Here is a 19,136-nt window from a genome sequence, read left to right as displayed (position 1 = left end):
GTCGGGGTCGTCCCCGCACGCGCGGGGATCTTCCCGGCGTCGACGACCTCCGCCCACGTGGCGTCGTGTCGTCCCCGCATGCGCGGGGATCTTCCCACGGGCGCCGCGACCTGGTCGCGCCAGAGCGAGTCGTCCCCGTACGCGCGGGGATCTTCCGGGCCTGCACTCCGGCAAGCGGGTCACCCTTCAGTCGTCCCCGTACGCGTGGGGATCTTCTCTGGACATCACCACCCTCCCCGGCGACGATCTGGTCGTCCCGCACGCGCGGGGATCTTCTCCGCTCCACAGAGTCATCGCGGTGCACCGGGCCGTCGTATCCGCAGGCGCAGGGATCTTCCCTCGTCCAGGAATGCGGGAAGATTGCCGAGCGTGTCGTCCCCGCATGCGCGGGAATCTTCCGGCGAACACTCGGCGGCCGGATCCGTCAGAGCGACGGGATACTCAGTGGTCCCGACGTCGGTGAGGTCCCGGTGCGTGGTGATGGCGGTGGTGCGCCTTGCCGGCGATCATCCCGACGATGATGAGGGGCCAGGGGAACCACATCGCGCCGTGCGTCAGGACCGGCAGAACGAGGAAAAGGGCGAGGATCGCGACCGGGATCACGGCATGCGGCGGACCGGCCAGGTCGAGCCCGTGCAGTCGATCGCGCAGGCCGGGACGCTGTGCCGGCGGCGCGGCGGGTTGCGGCCTGGGCTGCAGGTCCGCCGTGAGCGAGGCGAGCTCGTCGAGGGTGCGGGCCGCGTAGGCGTGGGCCAGCCGCTCATCCGCCTCGTCCAGGGTGAGCTGCCCGGTTCCCGCAGCCCAGGCAAGCCAGTCGGCGGTGCGCGTCCGGTCCGCGTCGCTGGCCCGTACAGCGCCGTCCGGTCCGTTCTTCGAGGTGCCGAGATCCCGTGCGTCGTCCGTCATCGCCGCTCCTCCGCTGGAGGTTGCACCACCCATATCCACGGTATGTCGGATGTCCCTGCTTCGCTGCAGGTGCAGCCGAGCAGGCTGCCGGTGGTCTGCTTCTCAGCCCGCCGGGCGGGGCGGGGTGCTCGGCGGCCAACCGGGGCGGGAGAAGTGCTCGCCCTGCACGTGCAGGCGGACGATCTCTCTGGTGTAGGGCAGTGTCCGCTCCGGCAGCTCGTCGGGCGCGGACCACTGCAGCTCCGAACACAGCTCGGGCTCCCGGATGGTCGGTTCACCCGCCCACCGGGCGACGAGGAAGCCGAAGCCGATCCGGGCGCCGCTGTCCGGGGGCAGGGCATGGGTGACGCCGACGAAGACGACGTCGTCCTCCTCGACCCGCAGCCCCAGCTCCTCGTCCAGCTCGCGGACGGCCGCGGTCACCACGTCCTCGTCCGGTTCGAGACGTCCGCTGGGCAGCGCCCACCACCCGCTGCCGTAGATGTCGCCTGCCCGCCGAGTCAGCAGCAGCCGGCCCTCGCGCAGCACCAACAGCAGCACATCCACGGGCGTCCGATACTCATCGCGGACCGCGTACCGCTCGCTTCCGACCACCCGCTCGACGCTATCCGCCGTCCACGGCGGCGCGGCGACCAGGCCGGACGGCTCTGGCTGTAACGGTGATCACGTGTTGTCGGAAAGTCGGGACAGCCGAAGCAATGGATGGTTGAATTGCAGGCCGCCGCTGCTTGGAGGGGCGGCCGGAGAACGACCCGGTGGCCGGCGGATGAATGGCGGGGAACGGGAATTCGACGTTTCTGGCGTATCTTCTCCCTGATTGGTGAGTGTGCGCCCGCCGTGTGCAGGCGGCGGCATCATGATGACGGTGACTTGGTATGGTTCGCTCCGGTCTCTGTCTTTCTGATCGACCCGCGGATTGTCACCTCGTGATTGGTGTGGCAAGCCAGGCCCTCCACCGCGTTTTCGGGTCGCCTCCTCTTCTGTCACGACGGCCGTTCAGGGGTTCTCGTGTTCTCGCGCCACCGGACATCCACCCGCCGCTGCCCGCGCGCCTGGGCGGTCGTCACCGCGCTTGCCGTTGCGGGGGTCACGCTCGTGGGATGCGGACCGGGTGACACGTCGTCGGTCGCGGCCTGCGCCAGCCCGGGGGTGAGCGACGACCGGATCGATCTCGGCGTGCTGTACCCGGACTCGGGGCCGGTCTCGCCGATCTTCGAGGCGGCCCGCGCGGGGATCGACGCGCGGCTCGGGGCGGTGAACGCCGCCGGCGGGGTCAACGGGCGCCGCGTCGTCTACCAGTGGCGCGACGACCAGGGCTCGCCGCTGACGAACGGCATCGCCGCGCGCGACCTCGTCGACCAGCGGCGGGTCTTCGGCGTCGTCGAACTGTCCGTCGCGGCGTCGGGCAGCGCCGGCTACCTCGCCCAGCAGGGCGTCCCGGTGACGGGCCTGGCCTCGGAGCAGGTCTGGTCGCAGGACCGGAACATGTTCGCCGCCACCACGGCCACCGACTCGGCCGTCGACACCCAGGGCCGGTTCGTCCGGGACCAGGGAGGCAGCCGCGCGGTGATCCTGCAGACCGCGCTGTCTGCGGGCATCTCCACCACCGCCTCGACATACGCGCGCAGCCTGGCGGCGGCCGGCGTCCAGGTCCTGGGCGCGGTCACCTTCACCACGGGCGTCGACGATCCGGTGGCGGTCGCCCGGCGGATCGTCGCCGCCCGCGCGGACACCATCGTCGGCATCATCGAACCGAAGGACCTCGTCGCAGTCCTGACCGTGCTGCGCAACGCAGGCCACAACCCGAAGGTCGTCCTGTCCGCCAACGGGTACGACCACGCATTGCTGCGTGCCGTCGGTCCGCAGGCGGCGGGAATCTCCGTGCCGGTGTTCTACAAGCCTTTCGAGATCGGCGGACCGGGGATCAACGCCTATCTCGCGGCGATGCGCCAGTTCGCCCCGCAGGTCGCCCAGCCCGAGCAGGACATCGCGGTGATCTCCTACATCAGCGCCGACATCTTCCTGCGCGGTCTGCAACTCGCCGGGAGCTGCCCGACCCGGCAGGGATTCATCGACGGACTGCGCGCGGTGAACAGTTACGACGCCGACGGGCTGATCAGCACGATCAGTTTCCGAGCCGGCGCCGCCCGTCCCACCACGTGCTATTCCTTCGTCCAGGCCAACCCGGCCGGCAACGGGTACGTCGTGGTGGAGCCGAACCTCTGCGGCCACGAGCTCAGCCCCTGACAGCACGATCAGCCCCATCCGGCTCAGGTGCCGGTGCCGGCGCGGTCGGCGCGGTCGGCTCGATCGGCGCGGTCGCCGGTCGGGTGGCGGCCATCAGCCGCCAGGTCGCGTTCGCCGCGTCGGCGGCCGAGCCGGGCAGGTCCGCGCCGATCCACTGCGCGACGACGCCGAGCAGCGCGCCGGCGAGGTAGGCGGCGTGCAGCTCGGGCGGCACGCCGGCCGAGACCGCGGGCCGGGCGCCGACGGTGAAGCGGGCGAGCAGTGCTGCGGCCAGCTCCTCGCGTAGACGGACCGCGAGCGACGCATTGCCCTCGGCGCCGAGCGCCCGCGCATACAGCGGTGCGTGCTCGGCGATATGGGTGAACAGGTCGACCAGTGGGGCCGGGGCCGACTCGGGCGGGGCGTCGAGTGGGCAGAGCCCGGCGAGGCGGGTGACGGTGGCGACGGCGTCGCCCATCGCGTCGGCGGCGAGCGCGTCCAGATCGGGGTAGTGCAGGTAGATGGTGGCCCGGTTGATCTCCGCGCGCCGGGCGACCTCGGAGATCGTGATGGCCGCCAGGCTGCGTTCCGCGGCGAGTTCCAGGAAGGCCGACCGCAGGTAGGCCCGGGTTCGGCGGGCCCGCGGGTCGTTGACGTTCACGCGCATCACCGTACGACAGCCGTCGCTTGTACGACACCTGTCGACTAATCGATGGCTGTCGCTTAGCATGCCATCCATGCGAGTCGAGATCTGGGCCGACGTGGTGTGCGCCTGGGCCTACATCGGCAAGCGCCGCCTCGAGCGGACGCTGGCGGACTGGTCGGGCGAGGACGTGGACGTGGTGTGGCGGCCGTTTCGGATCGNCCCCACGGCGCCGGCTGCGGCCGAGCCGTTGGCGCAGGCGCTGCGTGATCCGGTCGTGGCCGGCGCGCTGAGCTGGTACGTCCCCGACGCGTCGCCCGTGGGGGGCGGAGAGCGGGCGGCACGGGTCGCCGCCGAGGTCGGGCTGGGGCCGCCGTGGGGCGCCGCCTGGCGGGTCGACCCGACCGACGCCCATCGCCTCGTCTCCCTCGCCTACGACCACGGCGGTTCGTCGTTGCAGGACGCCGTCGTCGAGGCGGTGCTGCGGGCGCACTTCGTCGAGGCCGCCGACATCAGCGACCGCGCGGTCCTGGGGGCTCTTGCGGCCGCCAGCGGCTTTCCGGCCGGTGCCGGCCTGCTCGCCGGCGACGCGGGCCGGGACGCCGTCCGGGATCTGCTGCTGGAGGGCAGGGCGCGGGGCGTGACGACATCTCCGACGATCCTCGTGGGGGAGCGGGCGATGGCCGGGGCGCAGCTTCCCCAGGTGATCGCGGAGTTCCTGCGGCGCGCCGGTCGGGCGGCGGAGCCGGCACGGGAAACGCCGGCGGAGGTCCGCCGCTACCGCCACGCCGAGTCGTTGCTGGAGCTGCGTGATCCGCTCGGCGCGCTCACGCTGCTCGGCCCGCTGCTGGCCGAGCACGGCGACGACCGTGGGGTACGTCTGCTCGCCGCCCGCGCCTGCTATGCCTCCGCGCAGCTCGGCCGGGCCCGACACCTGCTGGAGGCGCTGGTCGACGAAACTCCCGACGATCCCTACGTCCACCAGCTGCTGGGCCGCACACTGCAGCGCCAGAGCGCCGGCGGACCGGAGGGCGCCGCGCACCTGCGCCTGGCCGCTGCGCTGGCACCATCGTCAACGACGATGGGTTGACGGTCGCCTTCGCGACACGTGCCTGATGCGGCCGGCTGCGGCATGGGCCGTGGACCGCCAGCGAGTCCAGTTCGCCTGCGCGGCGCGTCCCGTGGTCGCCGATGCGGCACAGCGGCGGGTGGGTTTCTTTCGCGGTCGGCCGGTCATCGGACGTCTGTCCGCGTCGCACCTCATCGACAAGGGCGAGCGCTACGTCGACTGCCCGGGCTGGACCCTCGGCTGAGCTCGGAGGACAGGGTTCAGAGGGTCGAGTAGAGCCGTTCGGCCTGGTCGCGCTTGGTGTACAGCTCCCAGTAGATCTCGGCGATCGTGTCCGGCTGGGTCTCGGGGCCGCCGCGGCCGATGAAGGTCGCGAGCGGCACGTGGGCGGCGTACACGCCCTTGTCGGCGAGGGAGGCGTTGAGCGCCAACACCCAGTTGCGCAGCGCGGCGGTCGCGATGCCGATGTTGCCCATCCGGGGGAAGACCAGCGCGGACGACGCCCCGGTGGTGACCAGCAGCGTTCCGGTGCCGCGTTCGAGCATGCCGGGCAGCACGTGCTGGATCGCGGTGACCGCCCCGTACACGTAGTACTCGATCTCCGGCTGGATGCTCTCCACCGTCACGTCGAGCGCCTCGACGATCGGGTTCAGGGCGTTCTGCCGCCCGGNCGGCGCGGGGGAGTACTCCAGCACGTCGATCGGGCCGAGCTGCGCCTCGACGCGGGTGAGCGCGTCGACGAGGGACGGCCGGTCGAGGACATCGGCGGCGAACCCGGCCGCCGTGATGCCGTCCCGGGTGAGCTGGCCGGCGAGGTCGTCGAGCGTCGCCTGGTTGCGGGACAGCAGCGCGACGGCGAAGCCCTCCCGGCCGAAGCGGCGCGCGATGGACAGCCCGAGCCCGGGCCCGGCCCCGACGATGGCGATGGTCGGCATATGCCTTCTCCTTGCGGTCGTGGAAATCGGTGCGTCGTGGAGAACGGTGCGTCGTGGAGAACGGTGCGTCGTGGAGAACGGTGCGTCGTGGAGAACGGTGCGTCGTGGAGAACGGTGCGTCGTAGGAAGGGATGCGGCGTGGGGAGCCGCGGGCCACTGTAGCGGATGTTCCGAGATCGGAACATCCGAGATGGGAACATCCGACCCTGGACGGTATCCGTTAGGATCGCACCTGTGTCCGCACCGTCGTCTCCCTCCGCGAAGCTGCTGGTGGAGCCGTCGGCGAAGCCTGGTGTGGACCGGGCCGCCGGGTCCCAGCTCGCCGGGTCCCAGCTCGCCGAGTCGCAGCCCGCGGACCTCACCTGGTTGCTGAACCGGGCGGCCGCGCGTATGCGGGGAGAGCTCGACACGGTCGCCCGCGGGCACGGCCTCGCCGGCGTGCGCGACTGGATCGTGCTGACCGCGCTCGGCGTCGAGAGCGGCCGCACCCAGCTCCAGCTCGGCCGGGAGCTCGGCGTCGACAAGACCACGCTGACGTCGCTGCTGGATCGGCTCGAAGGCGACGAGCTCGTCGTTCGCCGCCTCGACCCGCGCGATCGGCGCGCCCGCATCCCCGAGGTCACCGCGGCGGGGCGGCGGCTGCAGGCGCGCATCGCCGCGGCCCGCGACGAGGCCGAGGCCCGGCTGCTCGCCGCGTTCAGCCTGGACGAGCAGCGCCTGCTGCGCGCGTTGCTCACCCGGCTCGCGGACTCCACGGCCGCATCCGGCCCCTGCCTGTGAGGGCCGGGCTCCGGCCGGCCGTTCGGCGATGAGAAGTGCCGCGCCTGCCGCGCCTGCTGCGTACGGTGGTCCTGACCGCCCGTTGCCGCCGGCTCGGCTGCCGGCATCCCATCCGGCCATCCGGTGAGCAGGAGAGCAGATGACCGTCAGCAACCCGCCGCTATCGTCACCTGCCGCTGCCACCCCTGCCACCCCTGCCAGCACTGCCAGCACTGCCACCCCTGGCACCGCTGTCGGCCCGCCGCCGCCGTTCGACCCGGAGCTGGCGGCGGCCCTCGAGCCGCTCGCGAGGTTCCTCACCCCGTCGATCACCCCCGAGATGCTGCCGAGGTTACGGGCCGCCTCGGCGCCGTCCGTTCCCGACGAGGAGCTCCGCCGCGGCGGAGCGTTCACGGTGGAGGAGCTGTCCGTGCCCGGCCCGGCCGGTGCGCCCCAGGTCGGCCTGCTCGTCTGCCGGCCGACGGCGACTGCGACGCCGGCGGCGGTCGTCTACCACCTGCACGGCGGCGGCATGATCCTGGGCGACAACCGCGCCGGCGTGGCGGAGATCCTCGACTGGGCCGAGGCCCTGCACCTCGTCGTCGTCTCGGTCGAGTACCGGCTGGCCCCGGAGCACCCGCACCCGGCGCCGGTCGAGGACTGCTACGCGGGCCTGCTGTGGACGGCCGCGCATGCCGGCGAGCTGGGCGTGGCCTCCGGGCGGGTCGTCCTCGCCGGTACCAGCGCCGGCGGCGGCCTCGCGGCGGCGACGGCGCTGCTCGCTCGCGACCGCGGCGGCCCGGCGCTGGCCGGCCAGCTCCTGATGTGCCCGATGCTCGACGACCGCGGTGGCACGCCGTCCACCGTGCAGATGGCCGGGCTCGGGGTCTGGGACGGCACGTCGAACCGGACGGGCTGGGCGGCCCTGCTCGGCGACGGCGTCGGCGGACCGGACGTCTCCCCCTACGCGGCGCCGGCGCGGGCCGACGACCTGGCCGGCCTGCCGCCGGCGTTCGTCGACGTCGGCTCCGCCGAGACGTTCCGCGACGAGGACATCGACTACGCCACCCGTCTGCTGCGGGCCGGGGTGCAGACGGAGCTGCATGTCTGGCCCGGCGGCTTCCACGGCTTCACCCTGTTCGCGCCGCAGGCACGGATCTCCCAGGAGTGCGCCGCCGCCCGGCTGAACTGGCTACGACGCCTGCTGACCGCCGCCTGACGCCCGTAGCACGCTCGCAGTACGCCCGTAGCACGACGTCGATGGAACAGTTCGCCGGTGGACAAGGTTGTGAAGGTGGCGCCGGCGTCCCATCCCGACCCGACGAGATCGAGGAGATCAACGTGACCGAATACGGACTGCGGGTCGGCCGGGCGGAGCTCGGCTCGGCGGGCCCGATCACCTTCGGCCCGGCGGGGATCCTGTTCCTCGCCGACAACGCGGCGGCGACCGTTTACGCGGTCGACGTCGCCGACCCGGGCGGCCGCACGGCCGGGTCGGGACCGTTCGACCTGACCGACGTCGACGCGCGGGTCGGCTCTCTGCTGGGCGGCGACGCGGCCGACATCTCCATCCGCGACCTCGCCGTCCACCCCGACTCGGGCAACATCTATCTGTCGGTCCAGCGCGGCCACGGCGAGCAGGCTCAGGCGGTGCTGGTGCGCATCGACCGGGCGGACGCCTCGATCAGCGACGTGCCGCTCACCGACGTTCCGGTCGCGTCGGTGACGATCGCCGACGCCCCGGCCCCCGACGACGAGCGCGTCGACGTCATCCTGCCCCTCGGCGACGAGGGCGAACAGATCACGGTCGGCTCCCGCACGATCCGCATCCTGCGCCGCCCGATCCGCACCGCGACGGTCACCGACATCGCGTATGTGGACGGGGCGCTGCTGGTCGCCGGCCTGTCCAACGAGGAGTTCTCCTCCAAGCTGAGGCGGATCCCGTTCCCGTTCACGGACGGTGCCGATGCGGCGGGCAACAATCTGGAGATCTTCCACGTCTCGCACGGGAAGTGGGAGACGGCGGCGCCGATCCGCACGTTCGTGCCCTTCGACGGCGGCCGCGCCATCCTCGCCAGCTACACCTGCACGCCGGTCGTGCACTTCCCGCTGGCCGAGCTGGCCCCGGGCACCAAGGTGGTCGGGCGCNCCGTCGCCGAGCTCGGCGCGATGAACCAGCCGCTGGACATGGTCTCCTTCGTCCAGGGCGGCGAGGAGTACCTGCTCGTCGCGAACACCTCGCACGGCCTGATCAAGATCGCTCGCCGCGACATCGACGCCCAGGCCCCGCTGACCGAGCCCACCGAGCCGGTCGGGGTGCCGCGGGAGACCGCGGATCTGCAGGGCATCACCAGGCTCGCGAACCTCGACGGCGAGCACGTGCTGGCCCTGCAGACCGACCCCGACGGGCGCCGGCACCTGCGCTCGCTGAAGTCCGCCTCTCTGTAGACCGGGGTGGTCGACCGTGGCGGGGTCGCCGTGTCGTGGTCGCGGCACGGCGGGGCGGACTGCATCCGGCTGGCCGGACTGGCCGGACTGACGGGGCCGGCTGCGCAGGTGCGGATCCACCCAGCCACCGCCGTGGCGCTCGGCACCGCCCCGCCGACGGCCGGGCGGCTGCTGCGCGACGGCCCCGACACCTGCTTCCTGCCGCGGTTCCCCTTCCTCGACGGCACCGCGTACGTCGTCACCGTCGACGGCGCCGTCGTGGCCGAGCTGACCCGCGCCGGCGCCGACGACGCGGCCACCACCGAGGTGCTCGCGATCCACCCGAGCGCGGCGACGGTGCCACGTAACCTGCTGCGCGGCTACCTCTGGTTCAGCGCGCCGATGAGCGAGGGCCAGGCGGCGGGCCACGTGCGGCTCGTCGACGATGACGGCGACGTCCTGGCCGGGGCGCTGTTGGCAACCGAGCAGGAGCTGTGGGACGCCGGCCGGCGCCGGCTCACCGTCCTGCTCGACCCGGCGCGGATCAAGCGGGGTCTCGCCCCGCACCGCGAGGCTGGCTACCCGCTGCGGTCCGGCGCACCGTTCCGGCTGGTGGTCGACGACGGGTTCCGCGACGCCCGCGGCCGCCGGCTGCGGGCCGGGGTCGAGCGGCGCTACCAGGTCGGCGACGACGAACGCCGCCACGTCGACCCGCACGCCTGGACCCTGCGCGTCCCGCCCATCGGCACCACCGCACCGCTTCAGGTCGGGTTCGGCCGCCCGCTCGACCACGGCCTGGTCGCCCGCTGCCTGCGCGTCGTCGGGCCCGAGGGCCGGCCCGTCGACGGCGTCGCGGACGTCGGCGCCGAGGAGCGGTCGTGGCGGCTGGCCCCGCGGCACGGCTGGGCGCCCGGCCCGCACCGCCTCGTCGTCGACCCGGTCCTGGAGGATCTGGCCGGCAACTCCGTCGGGCGGGTCTTCGACCGTGACCTCGCCCGCCGCACGGACGACCCCCGCGGCGCCCGCCCCGTCGCGGTGACCTTCCACCCGGCCTGAGCGCCATCGCAGGATGGCCGCCGGTCGGCCGGTCGGCCTACAGGCGGGAGGCGGTCAGCGGCAGGGGGCCGGACTGCACGACCTCGCCGAGGATGCCGGTGTCGAGGCCGAGCGCGGCGGTGACCTCCTCCACCGCGGCCACGTCCTTGCGCAGGTACGGGCCGGCCATGGCGAGGAACTCCTCGACGCCCCCGATGGCCTGCAGGTGACGGAACACCGCGCTGTCGGCACTGCAGGCGGTGATGGCGGTGAGCAGGTCGCCGCTGCGGATGCCGAGCTTCTCGCCGAGCTGGACGGCGGCGGCCGCGGTCTGGGCGTGCGCCGCGAAGGTCAGGTTGTTGATGAGCTTGACGGTGGTGGCGGAGCCGACCTCGCCGGTCCGCACGATCGTCGAGGCGTAGGCGGCCAGCAGCGGCTCGACGCGGTCGGCCGCCGCGGCGGTCCCGCCGATCAGCACGGTGAGCCGGCCGGCGAGGATGGTCGCGGACGTTCCGCTGATCGGGGCGTCGAGCACGGTGACGTCGCGCGTGGCCGCGTCCGCGGCGAGCTGTCGGATGGCCGCGGTCGGCACGGTGGCGTGCTGTACGACGACGGAGCCGGGCGTGGCGTGGGCGAGCAGACCGTCCGGCCCGCCGACGATCTCGGCGAGCTGGATCGCGGAGAAGGGGCACACGATCAGCACCTCGGCCGCGGCGGCCACCGCGGCCAGCGAGGGCTCGACGACCGCGCCCAGCCCGGCGAACCTGGCCCGGACCTCGGCCCGGCGGGCATACAGGTGCACAGGCACGCCGGCCGCGAGCAGGCGTTCGATCATCGGTGCCCCCATGGAACCGGCCCCGACGAACCCGACGGGGGATAAGGCCCCCGACCCCGCTGCGTCCGCTGGCGACATCCGTTCAACCATGTTCTTCTGCACCTCTCGTCGTCGACGGGCCCGCCTGCCCCCTGTCGGCATGCCCGGCTCGCACCGACGGGGCGTCGACGCCATCATCCGCTATCCCGACGTCCGGAGGCCCCGCCCTGGCGGGTACACCGGGAGGGTGGATCCGGTGCCGGTGCTGCTCTCCGTCGGCCATGGCACGCTGGCCGCGGACCGGCTGGCCGGGCTTCTGCGCGAGGCGGGCGTCGCGCTGCTGGTGGATGTGCGGTCGGCGCCGGGGAGCCGGCACAACCCGCAGGTGGCGCGGGGCAACATCGAGCGGTGGCTGCCCGCGGCCGGGGTGCGGTACCGCTGGGAGCCACGCCTGGGCGGCCGGCGCCGGGCCCCGGCGGACTCCCCGGATGTCGCGCTGGTGAACCGGTCGTTCGCCGGCTACGCGGCCTGGATGCGCTCGGCCGCATTCGGCGGGGCGGTCGATGAGCTGCTCGCCGAGGCGGCGACGATCCGCACGGCGGTGATGTGCGCGGAGACGCTATGGTGGCGTTGCCACCGCCGGATGATCGCCGACTTCGTCACGCTCGCCCGCTGCGGCCAGGTGTCCCACCTGCACCACGACGGCCGCCTCGACCCGCACCGCCCGACCGCCGGCGTGCGCCGGCGCGACGACGGTCTCCTCGTCTACGACGCCGGCACCCTGTTCGCCCAGTGACGGGGTTCCCTGCAGTAACCAGCGGGGGAAGCGTGTCCCGACGAACCGGCGGAAGGAGCCGGGCGACCCGTTTCGGCCTGCCGTCCTTCTTCGCCGCGTGACCATCCGGCCCTGGGGTCGAGGGATTCTCCTGGGGTTCAGTGAACCCGTCGGATAGTAAGCGGCGCAGCCATGCGGCAAATCGTGGTCACCGATCTCGGATCGGGCCACTCCTGCGAAAGGGAGATCTCTGATGAGTATCTACCAGGATATTGGTGGCGCGAAGGCCGTGAAGGCCGCGGTTGACGAGTTCTACGTCCGGGTGCTGGCCGACCCGGACCTCGTCCGGTTCTTCGAGGGCCGGGACCTGGCCAGCCTCAAGGCGAGCCAGCGGGAGTTCATCGGCGCGGCGCTCGGCGGTCCCGAGATCTACCAGGGCGACGCGATGTCCCAGGTCCACGCCTCCCTCGGGGTCGCCGACGCCCAGTTCGACGGTGTGGTGGCCCACCTGCTCGCGGCCTTCGCCAGCGCCGGCGTCCCGGCCGAGGCCGCAGGCAAGATCGCCGCGGTTCTCGGCCCGCTGCGTGGCGACATCGTGACCGCCTCGTAGCGGCCGGTCCAGGGCGGAACAGGGGTGCCGCGGGCAGACCGGGCGGAGAAACCACCGCCGGTCAGTCCCGGCCGGGGTGCTCGGTGCCCGCGGTTTCCCTACCAGCCGCAGCCTCTGTGTCGGCCGCGGGCGGCGCCGGGCGCCAGGCTCCGTCGATCTGGTCCCAGCCGTGCCCCCGGTCGTAGGCGGCCTTGAGCTCGCTGGACAGCCGCGGCCCCCGTTCCGGCACGGTCAGCCCGTGCTCGTCGGCGTGGTCTCGCAGCCATGCGCGGACCTCGCTGACGGTTGTGCTCTGGTGGGGGCGACGGGCCTTCGTGCGGACGGGCGTTGGACGGCGGCCCTCGCCCGTGGCCTCCGTGGCGGTGATGGCGTCGTTCTGCTCCACCGCCGTCCACGCCGTGTCGATCTTGGTGTTACGGGCGACGTCGACCGTCTCACCGTATTCCGCGTATTCGCCGAGCACGGACGCCACCTCGTCGCGGCATTCGTCGCACAGGTCCAGCCGGACGAGCCTTCCGTCATACGCCAGAGCCGCCGTCTGTGTCGCGGCGACCCTGTCCTGGGCGTGGCGGCCGACGTTGTCGCACCACACATTTATGAGTGAAATTACCTCGCGCGCCATCAAGGTCGCCTCATTCCTTGTCCGGGTGCCCGCTATTGGGGCTTTGATGGCAGCTTAGTGGGGTCGCAGGTGCCTGGCAAACCGTGCATCTCCGCGGCCTCGCGCGCGGTGCCGACCGGATTCGACCGAGTTCGCCGGCCGCCCGGGTCATTCACTATGGGTGCATACGGCAGACCTATGCCCGATAAATATTGTGTGGAGCGCGCCTGAATGTGGCATCGTCCCGCCCGGCGGTCGCGTGCCGGCCGGATGGCCGCCGATCGGCCGGCGGCGCGTCGCCGGGAACGTCGGGGAGGGAAGCCCCGCGCGAGGGCTGCGCCGGATCTGGGGAGCGGAGTCCCGAGGAACCCGCCGAGGGACCCCGCTGGCCGGGACCCGCCGTCCGACGTGGTGGGCCGAGCGGGTAGGCATACAGGGGTGAGCACACCCGAGACGGCCGAGTTTCCGGCCTCCCACCGCGACCTGCTCGACTCTCCCCTGACCGCCGTCTTCGTCACGATCGGCGCCGACGGCCGGCCGCAGGCGACCGCGGTCTGGTATCTGCCCGACGGACCCACGGTCAAGGTATCGATGATCAGTACCCGGCGGAAGCTGGTGAACCTGCGCCGGAACCCGGTGGCCACCCTGTTCCTGGTCGACCCCGCCAACTCGGGACGCACCCTGGAGATCCGCGCCGACGTCGAGCTCGTGCCCGACCCGGACAAGACCGTCCTGCACCGCATCACCGACCGGTACAGCGTCGACTTCGCCCGGTTCAGCGTCCTGGACTCCGAGCGGACCACCGCCGTGCTGCATCCGCGGCGCGTCGTCGTCCTCGGCTGAGCGAGCAGCCCGCAGACCTCCGCCCGGCGGCCGATCCTGCGATCCTCCGCTCGTCCGGCTGCCGCGCGGGGTCACTTCCGGCGGCGCGCCACCCGCAACTCCGTGAGATAGCGCTTGGTGATGCTGCCCCGATAGTCACGCTCGATCAGGTCGGCGATACAGCGCAGCAGCCCGCGTCGGGCGGCGGGTTCCAGGGCGCGATGTCCCGAATAGGTGCGCAGGACGTCGAGGTACTCCGCGCCCGTGCAGGACAGCTCCCACTCGTAACGAAGGAAGACGGCCTCGTCGAAACGGCCGGACCGAATGATCTCCTCGTCGTCCTCGTCGTCCTCGTCGTCCTCGGCGATCTCGTCGGCGGTCCGCAGCCGGAGATTCGACGGGGTCGTCGGATCGAAGCGCTCGTAGCAGTTCTGCACCTCGACGAAGAACCGCTCGGTGCCACCGGCTATGTGGTTGGTCGCGACGGTGGCCAGCGCGCCGCCGGGACACAGCGCCGCCGCCGCCTTCTCGACCCGCACGGCCGGGTCGATCCAGTGAAACGCGGTCGCGGCGAGTACCACGTCGAACGGCTCCCGCGGCAGCGGCCAGTCCTCGAACCACCCGGCGAGCCGCGGCAGGCTCCCGGTCTTGCCGACGATGGTCAGCCGGCCGTGGCGGGGGNGGCCGGGGTCCAGCCGAGGTGGGGGGCGACGGTTTCGGCGAGATCCTCGAGCAGCCGCAGGTTCTCCCGCAGCCCGAACGCGGGCGGCAGGAACGCGATGAGCTCGTCGGCGAGCGGGACGCTCGGATCCGCGAGCAGCTCGTCGACGACGGCGGCGGGGTCGCCGTGGTGCACCGGGCTCATCGTGAACCGGGAGGTGGGGGCCGCGACGGGGGCCAATGCCCCCGCCGGCCGGGAGGCGGCGGGCCCCTGGGTGCGCCGCTCGGCGTCGTAGGCCGCGTAGACGCGGGCGAGCTCGGGGGTGGTGGCGGGCAGCACCGAGCGCGCGACGGCGACGCGCGACGGCGACGTCCCGGGGTGGGCGCCGCGGTAGGCCTCGATGGCCCGAGCGAGCTCCGCGCCGTAGTCGTCGATCTGCCCGCTGAGGATGGTGCTCAGCAGCAGCCGCAGCCCCTGGCGGCCGACCCGCTCGGCGGAGGCGACCGAACCGCCGCCGTACCAGATGCGCTCGGGCAGGGTCGGGCTCGTCGGGCGGACGAACAGCTCGGTGCCCACGGGGAGCAGCCCCTCGGGGTCGGTGATCTCGCCGATCCGCTCGCCGCGCACGGCGCGCAGGAACGCCGCGAGCCGGTCCTGGGACTGCGCGCGACCGTCGTTCGGCGCCTGGCCGAAGACGGCGTCGAAGCCGCCCTGGCCGGTCCCGAGGCCGAGCTGTAGCCGTCCCGCGCTGAGCAGGTCGGCCGTGCCGGCGGCCTCGGCCAGCAGCACGGGATCCTCGTAGCGGACGCCGATGATGGCCGTGCCGAGGCCGATGCGCTCGGTGTGCTGCGCGACGGCGGCGTGGAACACCATCGGAGCGGCGAGGTAGTTGTCGAAGTGGCGCTGGTAGACCCAGCCGGCGTCGTAGCCGAGCTGCTCGGCGACGCGGAACAGCTCGATGCCGTCGCGCAGGGCGGCGCCGGCCTGCCCGGTCGGGAAGGCGATCCGCGCGTTGAAGCCGAGCCGGAGCCGGCGTGGCCGGGGTGGCGTGGGCGTGCCTGCCGTGTCGACGGCGGCGGTGACGGTCGCGGGGGCTGTCACGGGGTGCTCTCCTTCTGCCAGGAAACGGTCTCGTGGGGTTCGGCGCCGGCGGCGGTGTGCTCGACGTGCCCGACCCAGGCGGCGTGCAGCTCGGCGTAGCGGCCGGGGACGGCGACGAGGTCGGCGTGGCGTCCGCTCTGGACCAGGCGCCCGCGGTCGAGGACGAGGACGCGGTCGGCGTGTTCGGCCGTCACCATCCGGTGGGCGATCGAGACGGTGGTGCGCCCGACCGTGAGCACGGCGAGCGCGCGCTGGATCCGGACGTCGGTGGCGGGGTCCACGCCGCTGGTCGCCTCGTCGAGCACGAGCAGGTCGGGGTCGACCAGCGCGGTGCGGGCGAGGGCGACGAGCTGGCGCTCACCGGCCGACAGGCGCTCCCCCCGGACCCCGACGCGGGTGTCGAGGCCGTCCGGCAGCGTGTCGAGCCACGGGCGCAGGCCGAGCGAGGAGACGATCTCGTCGAGCACGCCGGAGTCGCCGAGCACGCCGGAGTCGCCGCGCACCCCGACGCCGATGTTCTCGGCGATGGTGGCGTCGAACAGGAACGGGTCCTGCGGGACGATGGCGACGCGACGCTGGAACGACGCCTCCGACACCCGGCCGACGGGGACGCCGCCGAGCAGGACGAGGCCGCGGCTCGCCGAGATCTGGCGGGTCAGCAGCTTGGCGAGGGTGCTCTTGCCGGAGCCGGTCTCGCCGACCACGGCGACGTGCTCGCCGGGGGAGATGGCGACCGTCAGGTGCTCCACGACCAGCGGGCCCGTCCCGTAGGCGGCGGCGACGTCGGCCAGCTCGACCCCGATCGGCCCGGCGGGCAGCTCGCGGGCGTCGGCGCCGTCGACCACGCCCGACGGCGTCGCGAAAATCTCCAGCGCGCGCCGCCAGCCCACGACCGCGTTCTGGATCTCCCCCAGGTTCTGCACGAGGGCCTGCAGGGGGCGGACGAAGAAGGTGACGAGCAGGAGCATGGCGACCAGCTCGCCCGCGGACAGGTGCAGCGCCGGTTCCCACCGGGTGTGCGCGGTCGACCAGCGGGTCCCGGCGACGACGACGAACACGGTCATGACCGAGATGGCGACCTCGCCGAGGGCGGTGTTGATGTGCAGCGGCACGAGGGTGCGGCGCTGGGCCGCCGCGGTGGCCTCGACGGCCCGGTCGAGGCCGAGCCGGGTCCGCTCCTCGGTGCCTGTCGAGCGGATGACCCCGATGCCGCTGACGGCCTCGCCGACGGTGGACTGCAGGGCCGAGACGCTCGTGCGCACGGCGGCGTAGCGACGGGCGACGAGCATCTGCAGGCGACGCATGCCGACGAACAGCAATGCCGCCAGGCCCAGCACGGGCAGTGCGAGCTGCCAGGAGTAGAGCGCCACGAGGGCCCCAGCGATGATCATCTGGGTGACGTTGACGAGCAGCAGGACGCCGCCGTTCTGGACGAAGGTCGTGACCGCCTCGGAGTCGCTGGTCAGGCGGGTGACGAGATCGGCACCGGAGAGTCCCGCGAACGTCTCCGGGGCGATCTCGTGGATGCGGGCGATGCCGCCCGTGCGCAGCTCGGCGAGGGCGGCCTCCGTGCGCCGGTAGAGCCGCTGGTTGAGCCACCAGGAGGCGAGGATCGCCGCGACGGTGGCCGCCGCGCCGACGAGCACGGCGTGCGCGACGACGTCGGTCGCGCCGCGGTCCGGGCTGAGCAGGCCGTGGTCGAGGGCGTACTGGACGGTCAACGCGGTCACGATGCGCCCGGCGCCGGCGACGACCGCCAGCAGCAGGGTCAGCGGCAGGCCGGCCGTCACCACGGGGGTGGTCGACCGGACCAGGCGGGCGAGCTCGCGCGCCCCGACCGAGCCCAGGTCGGCGAGCCCAGGCTCGGCGGGCTCAGGCTCGGCGGGTTCAGGCTCGGTGGGTTCAGGCTCGGTGGGCTGCCGGCCGTCGCGGCCGCGGTCAGCCATGGATCGCCTCCGCCGTTCCGTAGGCCTGCAGGATCCGCCGGTAGTCGGGCTCGGCGTCGAGCAGCTCGGCGTGGGTCCCCACGGCGACGAGCCGGCCCGCGCGCAGGAAGGCGACCCGGTCGGCGACCAGCACCGAGCTGGGGCGTCCGCCGACGATGAGCACGGTGGTGTGCCCGCGCAGGCCCGCCACGGCGGCGAGCACCTCGCGTTCCACGGCCGGGTCGAGGGCGGAGGTGGCGTCGTCGAGCAGGATGGCGCGCGGCGCGCGCAGCAGGGCGCGGGCCAGGCACAGGCGCTGACGCTGGCCGCCGGACAGTCGGGTGCCGCGCTCGCCGACCCGGGTGTCCAACCCGTTGGGCAGGTCGCGCACCAGCGTGTCGGCCCCGGCGGCGCCGAGTGCCCGCCAGAGCTCGGCATCGGAGTAGGGGCGACGCTCGCGGGGGTGGCCGTCGAGGTGCAGGTTCGCGCGGATGCTGTCGCCGGCCATCCACGGGGTCTGCGACACCACGGCGAGGTGCGCGCGGATCTGCCCGTGGGCGAGCTCGGGAGCGCGGATCCCGCCGATCTCGACAACCCCCTCGGCCGGGTCGACGAGCCGACCGAGCAGGTCCAGCAGGGTCGACTTGCCCGCGCCGGTCGCACCCACCAGCGCGACGATCTCGCCGGGGGAGATCTCCAGATCGATGTCCGCAAGCAGGTGCCGCCCGCCTTGGACGTGCCCGACACCCCGCGCGGCCAGCCCCAGCGGGCCCGCACTGGGCAGGGCACGGGTCCCGTAGTCGGTGGTCTCGGTGGAGCCGAGGACAGCGGCGATCCGGGACCGTCCGGCCGCCGACAGGGGCAGCATGCCCAGGAAGCGGCTGATGACGGCGAGCGGGATGGAGATGGTGAGCAGCAGGTAGACGATCTCGACGAGCACGCCGACGCTGAGGTCGCCGCTTGCGACCCGCCGGGATCCGACGACGAGGACGGCGAGGATCGCGCCGGTCGGCAGCAGCTCCAGGATCGGGTCGAACAGTGAGCTGACGGCGCCCATCGAGGTGGTGGCGCGGCGCAGCCGATCCGCGGCGGCGCCGACGCGGGCGCGTTCGCGGTCGGCGAGGCCCAGCGTCCGCACGACCTGGGCGCCCTCGATGCTCTCCAGGGCGAGGGTGGCGAACTCGCCGCGGCTGTCCTGCACGGCCCGGGCGCGGGCGGCGAGCAGGCGCTGGTACAGCAGGTTCAGACCGAGGACGGACCCGACGAGGGCGACGCCGACAAGCCCGAGCGCCAGGTCGTGACGGAACATCTGGCCGATCGCGACGACCAGCATGACGACCATGCCGAGCGCGAAATACCAGACGACCATCGGTGACCACAGGGCGTCCACGTCGGACACGGCGGTCGACAGCAGGCGGCCGGGCGCGTGCCGGCGGTGCCACGACAGATCCAGCTCGAGGTAGCGGCGGACGACGGCGCGGCGGATGCGGGCCTGCGAGCCGTACTGGACGTGGCCGGTGGCGATGCCCCGCACGAGGATCGTCGTCCAGCGCACGGTGGACACGCCGAGGATCGCGCCCGCGGCCATCCACCAGGTGGCGCGGCCGACGTGGCCGCCGGCAAAGGCGGGGACGATCAGATGGTCCGTCGCCCAGCCGATCGCCGCCGCGGAGAAGATCATGGTGACCCCGTTGACGACGCCGGTGACGGCGCCGACCACGGCCGCCCTCGGATGCGCGACGGAGCCGTCCAGCATCGTGCGCAGCCCCACCCAGAACGTCCCGGCCCCGCCTCGGACCCGCTCCCGCCCGTCGCGTCCCCGCGTCA

At 73.3% G+C, this 19,136-nt stretch carries 18 protein-coding genes and 3 pseudogenes; 10 read left to right on the top strand and 11 right to left on the bottom strand.

What is annotated here, in order from left to right:
* Positions 1-441: 441 nt before the first annotated feature.
* Positions 442-906 carry a DUF1707 domain-containing protein gene (locus tag UK82_RS19100; RefSeq protein WP_044887667.1) on the bottom strand — a complete coding sequence of 155 codons (465 nt, stop codon included), beginning with the start codon at positions 904-906 and terminating at the stop codon, positions 442-444.
* A gap of 102 nt (positions 907-1,008) precedes the next feature.
* Positions 1,009-1,452 (bottom strand): NUDIX domain-containing protein, encoded by a 444-nt coding sequence (locus UK82_RS19095; protein WP_083507267.1) that lies wholly within the window; start codon positions 1,450-1,452, stop codon positions 1,009-1,011.
* Between the two features lie 462 nt (positions 1,453-1,914).
* Here UK82_RS19095 and UK82_RS19090 point away from each other — a divergent pair, with 462 nt between their 5' ends.
* Positions 1,915-3,153 carry an ABC transporter substrate-binding protein gene (locus UK82_RS19090; protein WP_044887669.1) on the top strand — a complete coding sequence of 413 codons (1,239 nt, stop codon included), beginning with the start codon at positions 1,915-1,917 and terminating at the stop codon, positions 3,151-3,153.
* On the opposite strand, the gene UK82_RS19085 is transcribed toward UK82_RS19090, so the two are convergent.
* Positions 3,143-3,793: a TetR/AcrR family transcriptional regulator gene (locus UK82_RS19085; RefSeq protein ID WP_063897523.1), complete on the bottom strand. Its 651-nt coding sequence runs from the start codon at positions 3,791-3,793 to the stop codon at positions 3,143-3,145. The genes UK82_RS19090 and UK82_RS19085 overlap by 11 nt on opposite strands.
* A gap of 76 nt (positions 3,794-3,869) precedes the next feature.
* Between UK82_RS19085 and UK82_RS42910 the strand changes: the two are divergent.
* From UK82_RS42910 to UK82_RS19075, 3 genes and pseudogenes are all read left to right on the top strand, one after another.
* Positions 3,870-3,996 (top strand): annotated as a pseudogene (locus UK82_RS42910) (DsbA family protein); the annotation flags it as partial.
* 1 nt (position 3,997) lies between these two features.
* Positions 3,998-4,865: tetratricopeptide repeat protein (locus tag UK82_RS42905; RefSeq protein WP_396230595.1), on the top strand; the 868-nt coding region annotated here is incomplete at its 5' end.
* A gap of 49 nt (positions 4,866-4,914) precedes the next feature.
* A complete protein-coding gene (locus UK82_RS19075; RefSeq protein ID WP_199865815.1) occupies positions 4,915-5,088 on the top strand; it encodes a hypothetical protein in 174 nt (57 codons plus the stop codon).
* A gap of 16 nt (positions 5,089-5,104) precedes the next feature.
* Here the strand turns inward: UK82_RS19075 and UK82_RS38685 are convergent.
* Together UK82_RS38685 and UK82_RS38680 are read right to left on the bottom strand one after the other, a co-directional pair.
* A pseudogene (locus UK82_RS38685) lies at positions 5,105-5,514 on the bottom strand (short-chain dehydrogenase); the annotation flags it as partial.
* 1 nt (position 5,515) lies between these two features.
* Positions 5,516-5,779: SDR family NAD(P)-dependent oxidoreductase (locus UK82_RS38680; protein WP_236706134.1), on the bottom strand; the 264-nt coding region annotated here is incomplete at its 3' end.
* A 234-nt stretch (positions 5,780-6,013) separates the two neighbouring features.
* On the opposite strand from UK82_RS38680, the gene UK82_RS19065 reads away from it, so the two are divergent.
* The 3 genes from UK82_RS19065 (at position 6,014) to UK82_RS19050 (ending at position 10,021) form a co-directional block, all read left to right on the top strand.
* Entirely contained in the window at positions 6,014-6,559 is a 546-nt protein-coding gene (locus UK82_RS19065; protein ID WP_055408509.1) for a MarR family winged helix-turn-helix transcriptional regulator, read from the top strand.
* A gap of 139 nt (positions 6,560-6,698) precedes the next feature.
* Entirely contained in the window at positions 6,699-7,757 is a 1,059-nt protein-coding gene (locus UK82_RS19060; protein ID WP_055408507.1) for an alpha/beta hydrolase, read from the top strand.
* A 1,235-nt stretch (positions 7,758-8,992) separates the two neighbouring features.
* Positions 8,993-10,021 carry a hypothetical protein gene (locus tag UK82_RS19050; RefSeq protein ID WP_055408505.1) on the top strand — a complete coding sequence of 343 codons (1,029 nt, stop codon included), beginning with the start codon at positions 8,993-8,995 and terminating at the stop codon, positions 10,019-10,021.
* Between the two features lie 37 nt (positions 10,022-10,058).
* On the opposite strand, the gene UK82_RS19045 is transcribed toward UK82_RS19050, so the two are convergent.
* A complete protein-coding gene (locus UK82_RS19045) occupies positions 10,059-10,913 on the bottom strand; it encodes an NAD(P)-dependent oxidoreductase (protein ID WP_055408566.1) in 855 nt (284 codons plus the stop codon).
* A 163-nt stretch (positions 10,914-11,076) separates the two neighbouring features.
* Between UK82_RS19045 and UK82_RS19040 the strand changes: the two genes are divergently transcribed.
* Both UK82_RS19040 and UK82_RS19035 read left to right on the top strand, forming a co-directional pair.
* Positions 11,077-11,610: a DUF488 domain-containing protein gene (locus tag UK82_RS19040; protein WP_082122215.1), complete on the top strand. Its 534-nt coding sequence runs from the start codon at positions 11,077-11,079 to the stop codon at positions 11,608-11,610.
* Positions 11,611-11,842: 232 nt separating this feature from the next.
* Positions 11,843-12,199 (top strand): group 1 truncated hemoglobin, encoded by a 357-nt coding sequence (locus tag UK82_RS19035; RefSeq protein ID WP_044887674.1) that lies wholly within the window; start codon positions 11,843-11,845, stop codon positions 12,197-12,199.
* 61 nt (positions 12,200-12,260) lie between these two features.
* On the opposite strand, the gene UK82_RS19030 is transcribed toward UK82_RS19035, so the two are convergent.
* On the bottom strand, positions 12,261-12,821 hold the full coding sequence (locus tag UK82_RS19030; RefSeq protein ID WP_044887675.1) for an Lsr2 family protein: 561 nt from the start codon (positions 12,819-12,821) through the stop codon (positions 12,261-12,263).
* A gap of 417 nt (positions 12,822-13,238) precedes the next feature.
* Between UK82_RS19030 and UK82_RS19025 the strand changes: the two genes are divergently transcribed.
* On the top strand, positions 13,239-13,643 hold the full coding sequence (locus tag UK82_RS19025; RefSeq protein ID WP_044887676.1) for a PPOX class F420-dependent oxidoreductase: 405 nt from the start codon (positions 13,239-13,241) through the stop codon (positions 13,641-13,643).
* 71 nt (positions 13,644-13,714) lie between these two features.
* Here UK82_RS19025 and UK82_RS42900 read toward each other — a convergent pair.
* From UK82_RS42900 to UK82_RS19005, 4 genes and pseudogenes are all read right to left on the bottom strand, one after another.
* Positions 13,715-14,303, bottom strand: a pseudogene (locus UK82_RS42900) (class I SAM-dependent methyltransferase); the annotation flags it as partial.
* 1 nt (position 14,304) lies between these two features.
* A partial coding sequence (locus tag UK82_RS19015; protein WP_236706131.1) for an LLM class flavin-dependent oxidoreductase occupies positions 14,305-15,384 on the bottom strand: 1,080 nt, incomplete at its 3' end.
* Positions 15,381-17,330 (bottom strand): ABC transporter ATP-binding protein, encoded by a 1,950-nt coding sequence (locus UK82_RS19010; RefSeq protein ID WP_055408500.1) that lies wholly within the window; start codon positions 17,328-17,330, stop codon positions 15,381-15,383. The genes UK82_RS19010 and UK82_RS19015, both read right to left, overlap by 4 nt.
* Positions 17,323-19,065, bottom strand: coding sequence for an ABC transporter ATP-binding protein (locus UK82_RS19005; protein ID WP_044887697.1), 1,743 nt, complete (start codon positions 19,063-19,065; stop codon positions 17,323-17,325). Before UK82_RS19005 ends, UK82_RS19010 begins: the two co-directional genes overlap by 8 nt.
* Between the last annotated feature and the right edge of the window lie 71 nt (positions 19,066-19,136).

The sequence above is a fragment of the Frankia sp. ACN1ag genome (genome assembly GCF_001414035.1).
Taxonomy (GTDB): Bacteria; Actinomycetota; Actinomycetes; order Frankiales; family Frankiaceae; genus Frankia; species Frankia torreyi.
This window is presented reverse-complemented; position numbering and strand designations above follow the sequence as displayed.

What these genes read in the sequence shown, in the direction of transcription:
- UK82_RS19100 (WP_044887667.1), bottom strand. Translation starts at nt 906, where the DNA reads ATGACGGACGACGCACGGGATCTCGGCACCTCGAAGAACGGACCGGAC.
- UK82_RS19060 (WP_055408507.1), top strand. Translation starts at nt 6,699, where the DNA reads ATGACCGTCAGCAACCCGCCGCTATCGTCACCTGCCGCTGCCACCCCT.
- UK82_RS19045 (WP_055408566.1), bottom strand. Translation starts at nt 10,913, where the DNA reads ATGTCGCCAGCGGACGCAGCGGGGTCGGGGGCCTTATCCCCCGTCGGG.
- UK82_RS19035 (WP_044887674.1), top strand. Translation starts at nt 11,843, where the DNA reads ATGAGTATCTACCAGGATATTGGTGGCGCGAAGGCCGTGAAGGCCGCG.
- UK82_RS19030 (WP_044887675.1), bottom strand. Translation starts at nt 12,821, where the DNA reads ATGGCGCGCGAGGTAATTTCACTCATAAATGTGTGGTGCGACAACGTC.
- UK82_RS19010 (WP_055408500.1), bottom strand. Translation starts at nt 17,330, where the DNA reads ATGGCTGACCGCGGCCGCGACGGCCGGCAGCCCACCGAGCCTGAACCC.
- UK82_RS19005 (WP_044887697.1), bottom strand. Translation starts at nt 19,065, where the DNA reads ATGCTGGACGGCTCCGTCGCGCATCCGAGGGCGGCCGTGGTCGGCGCC.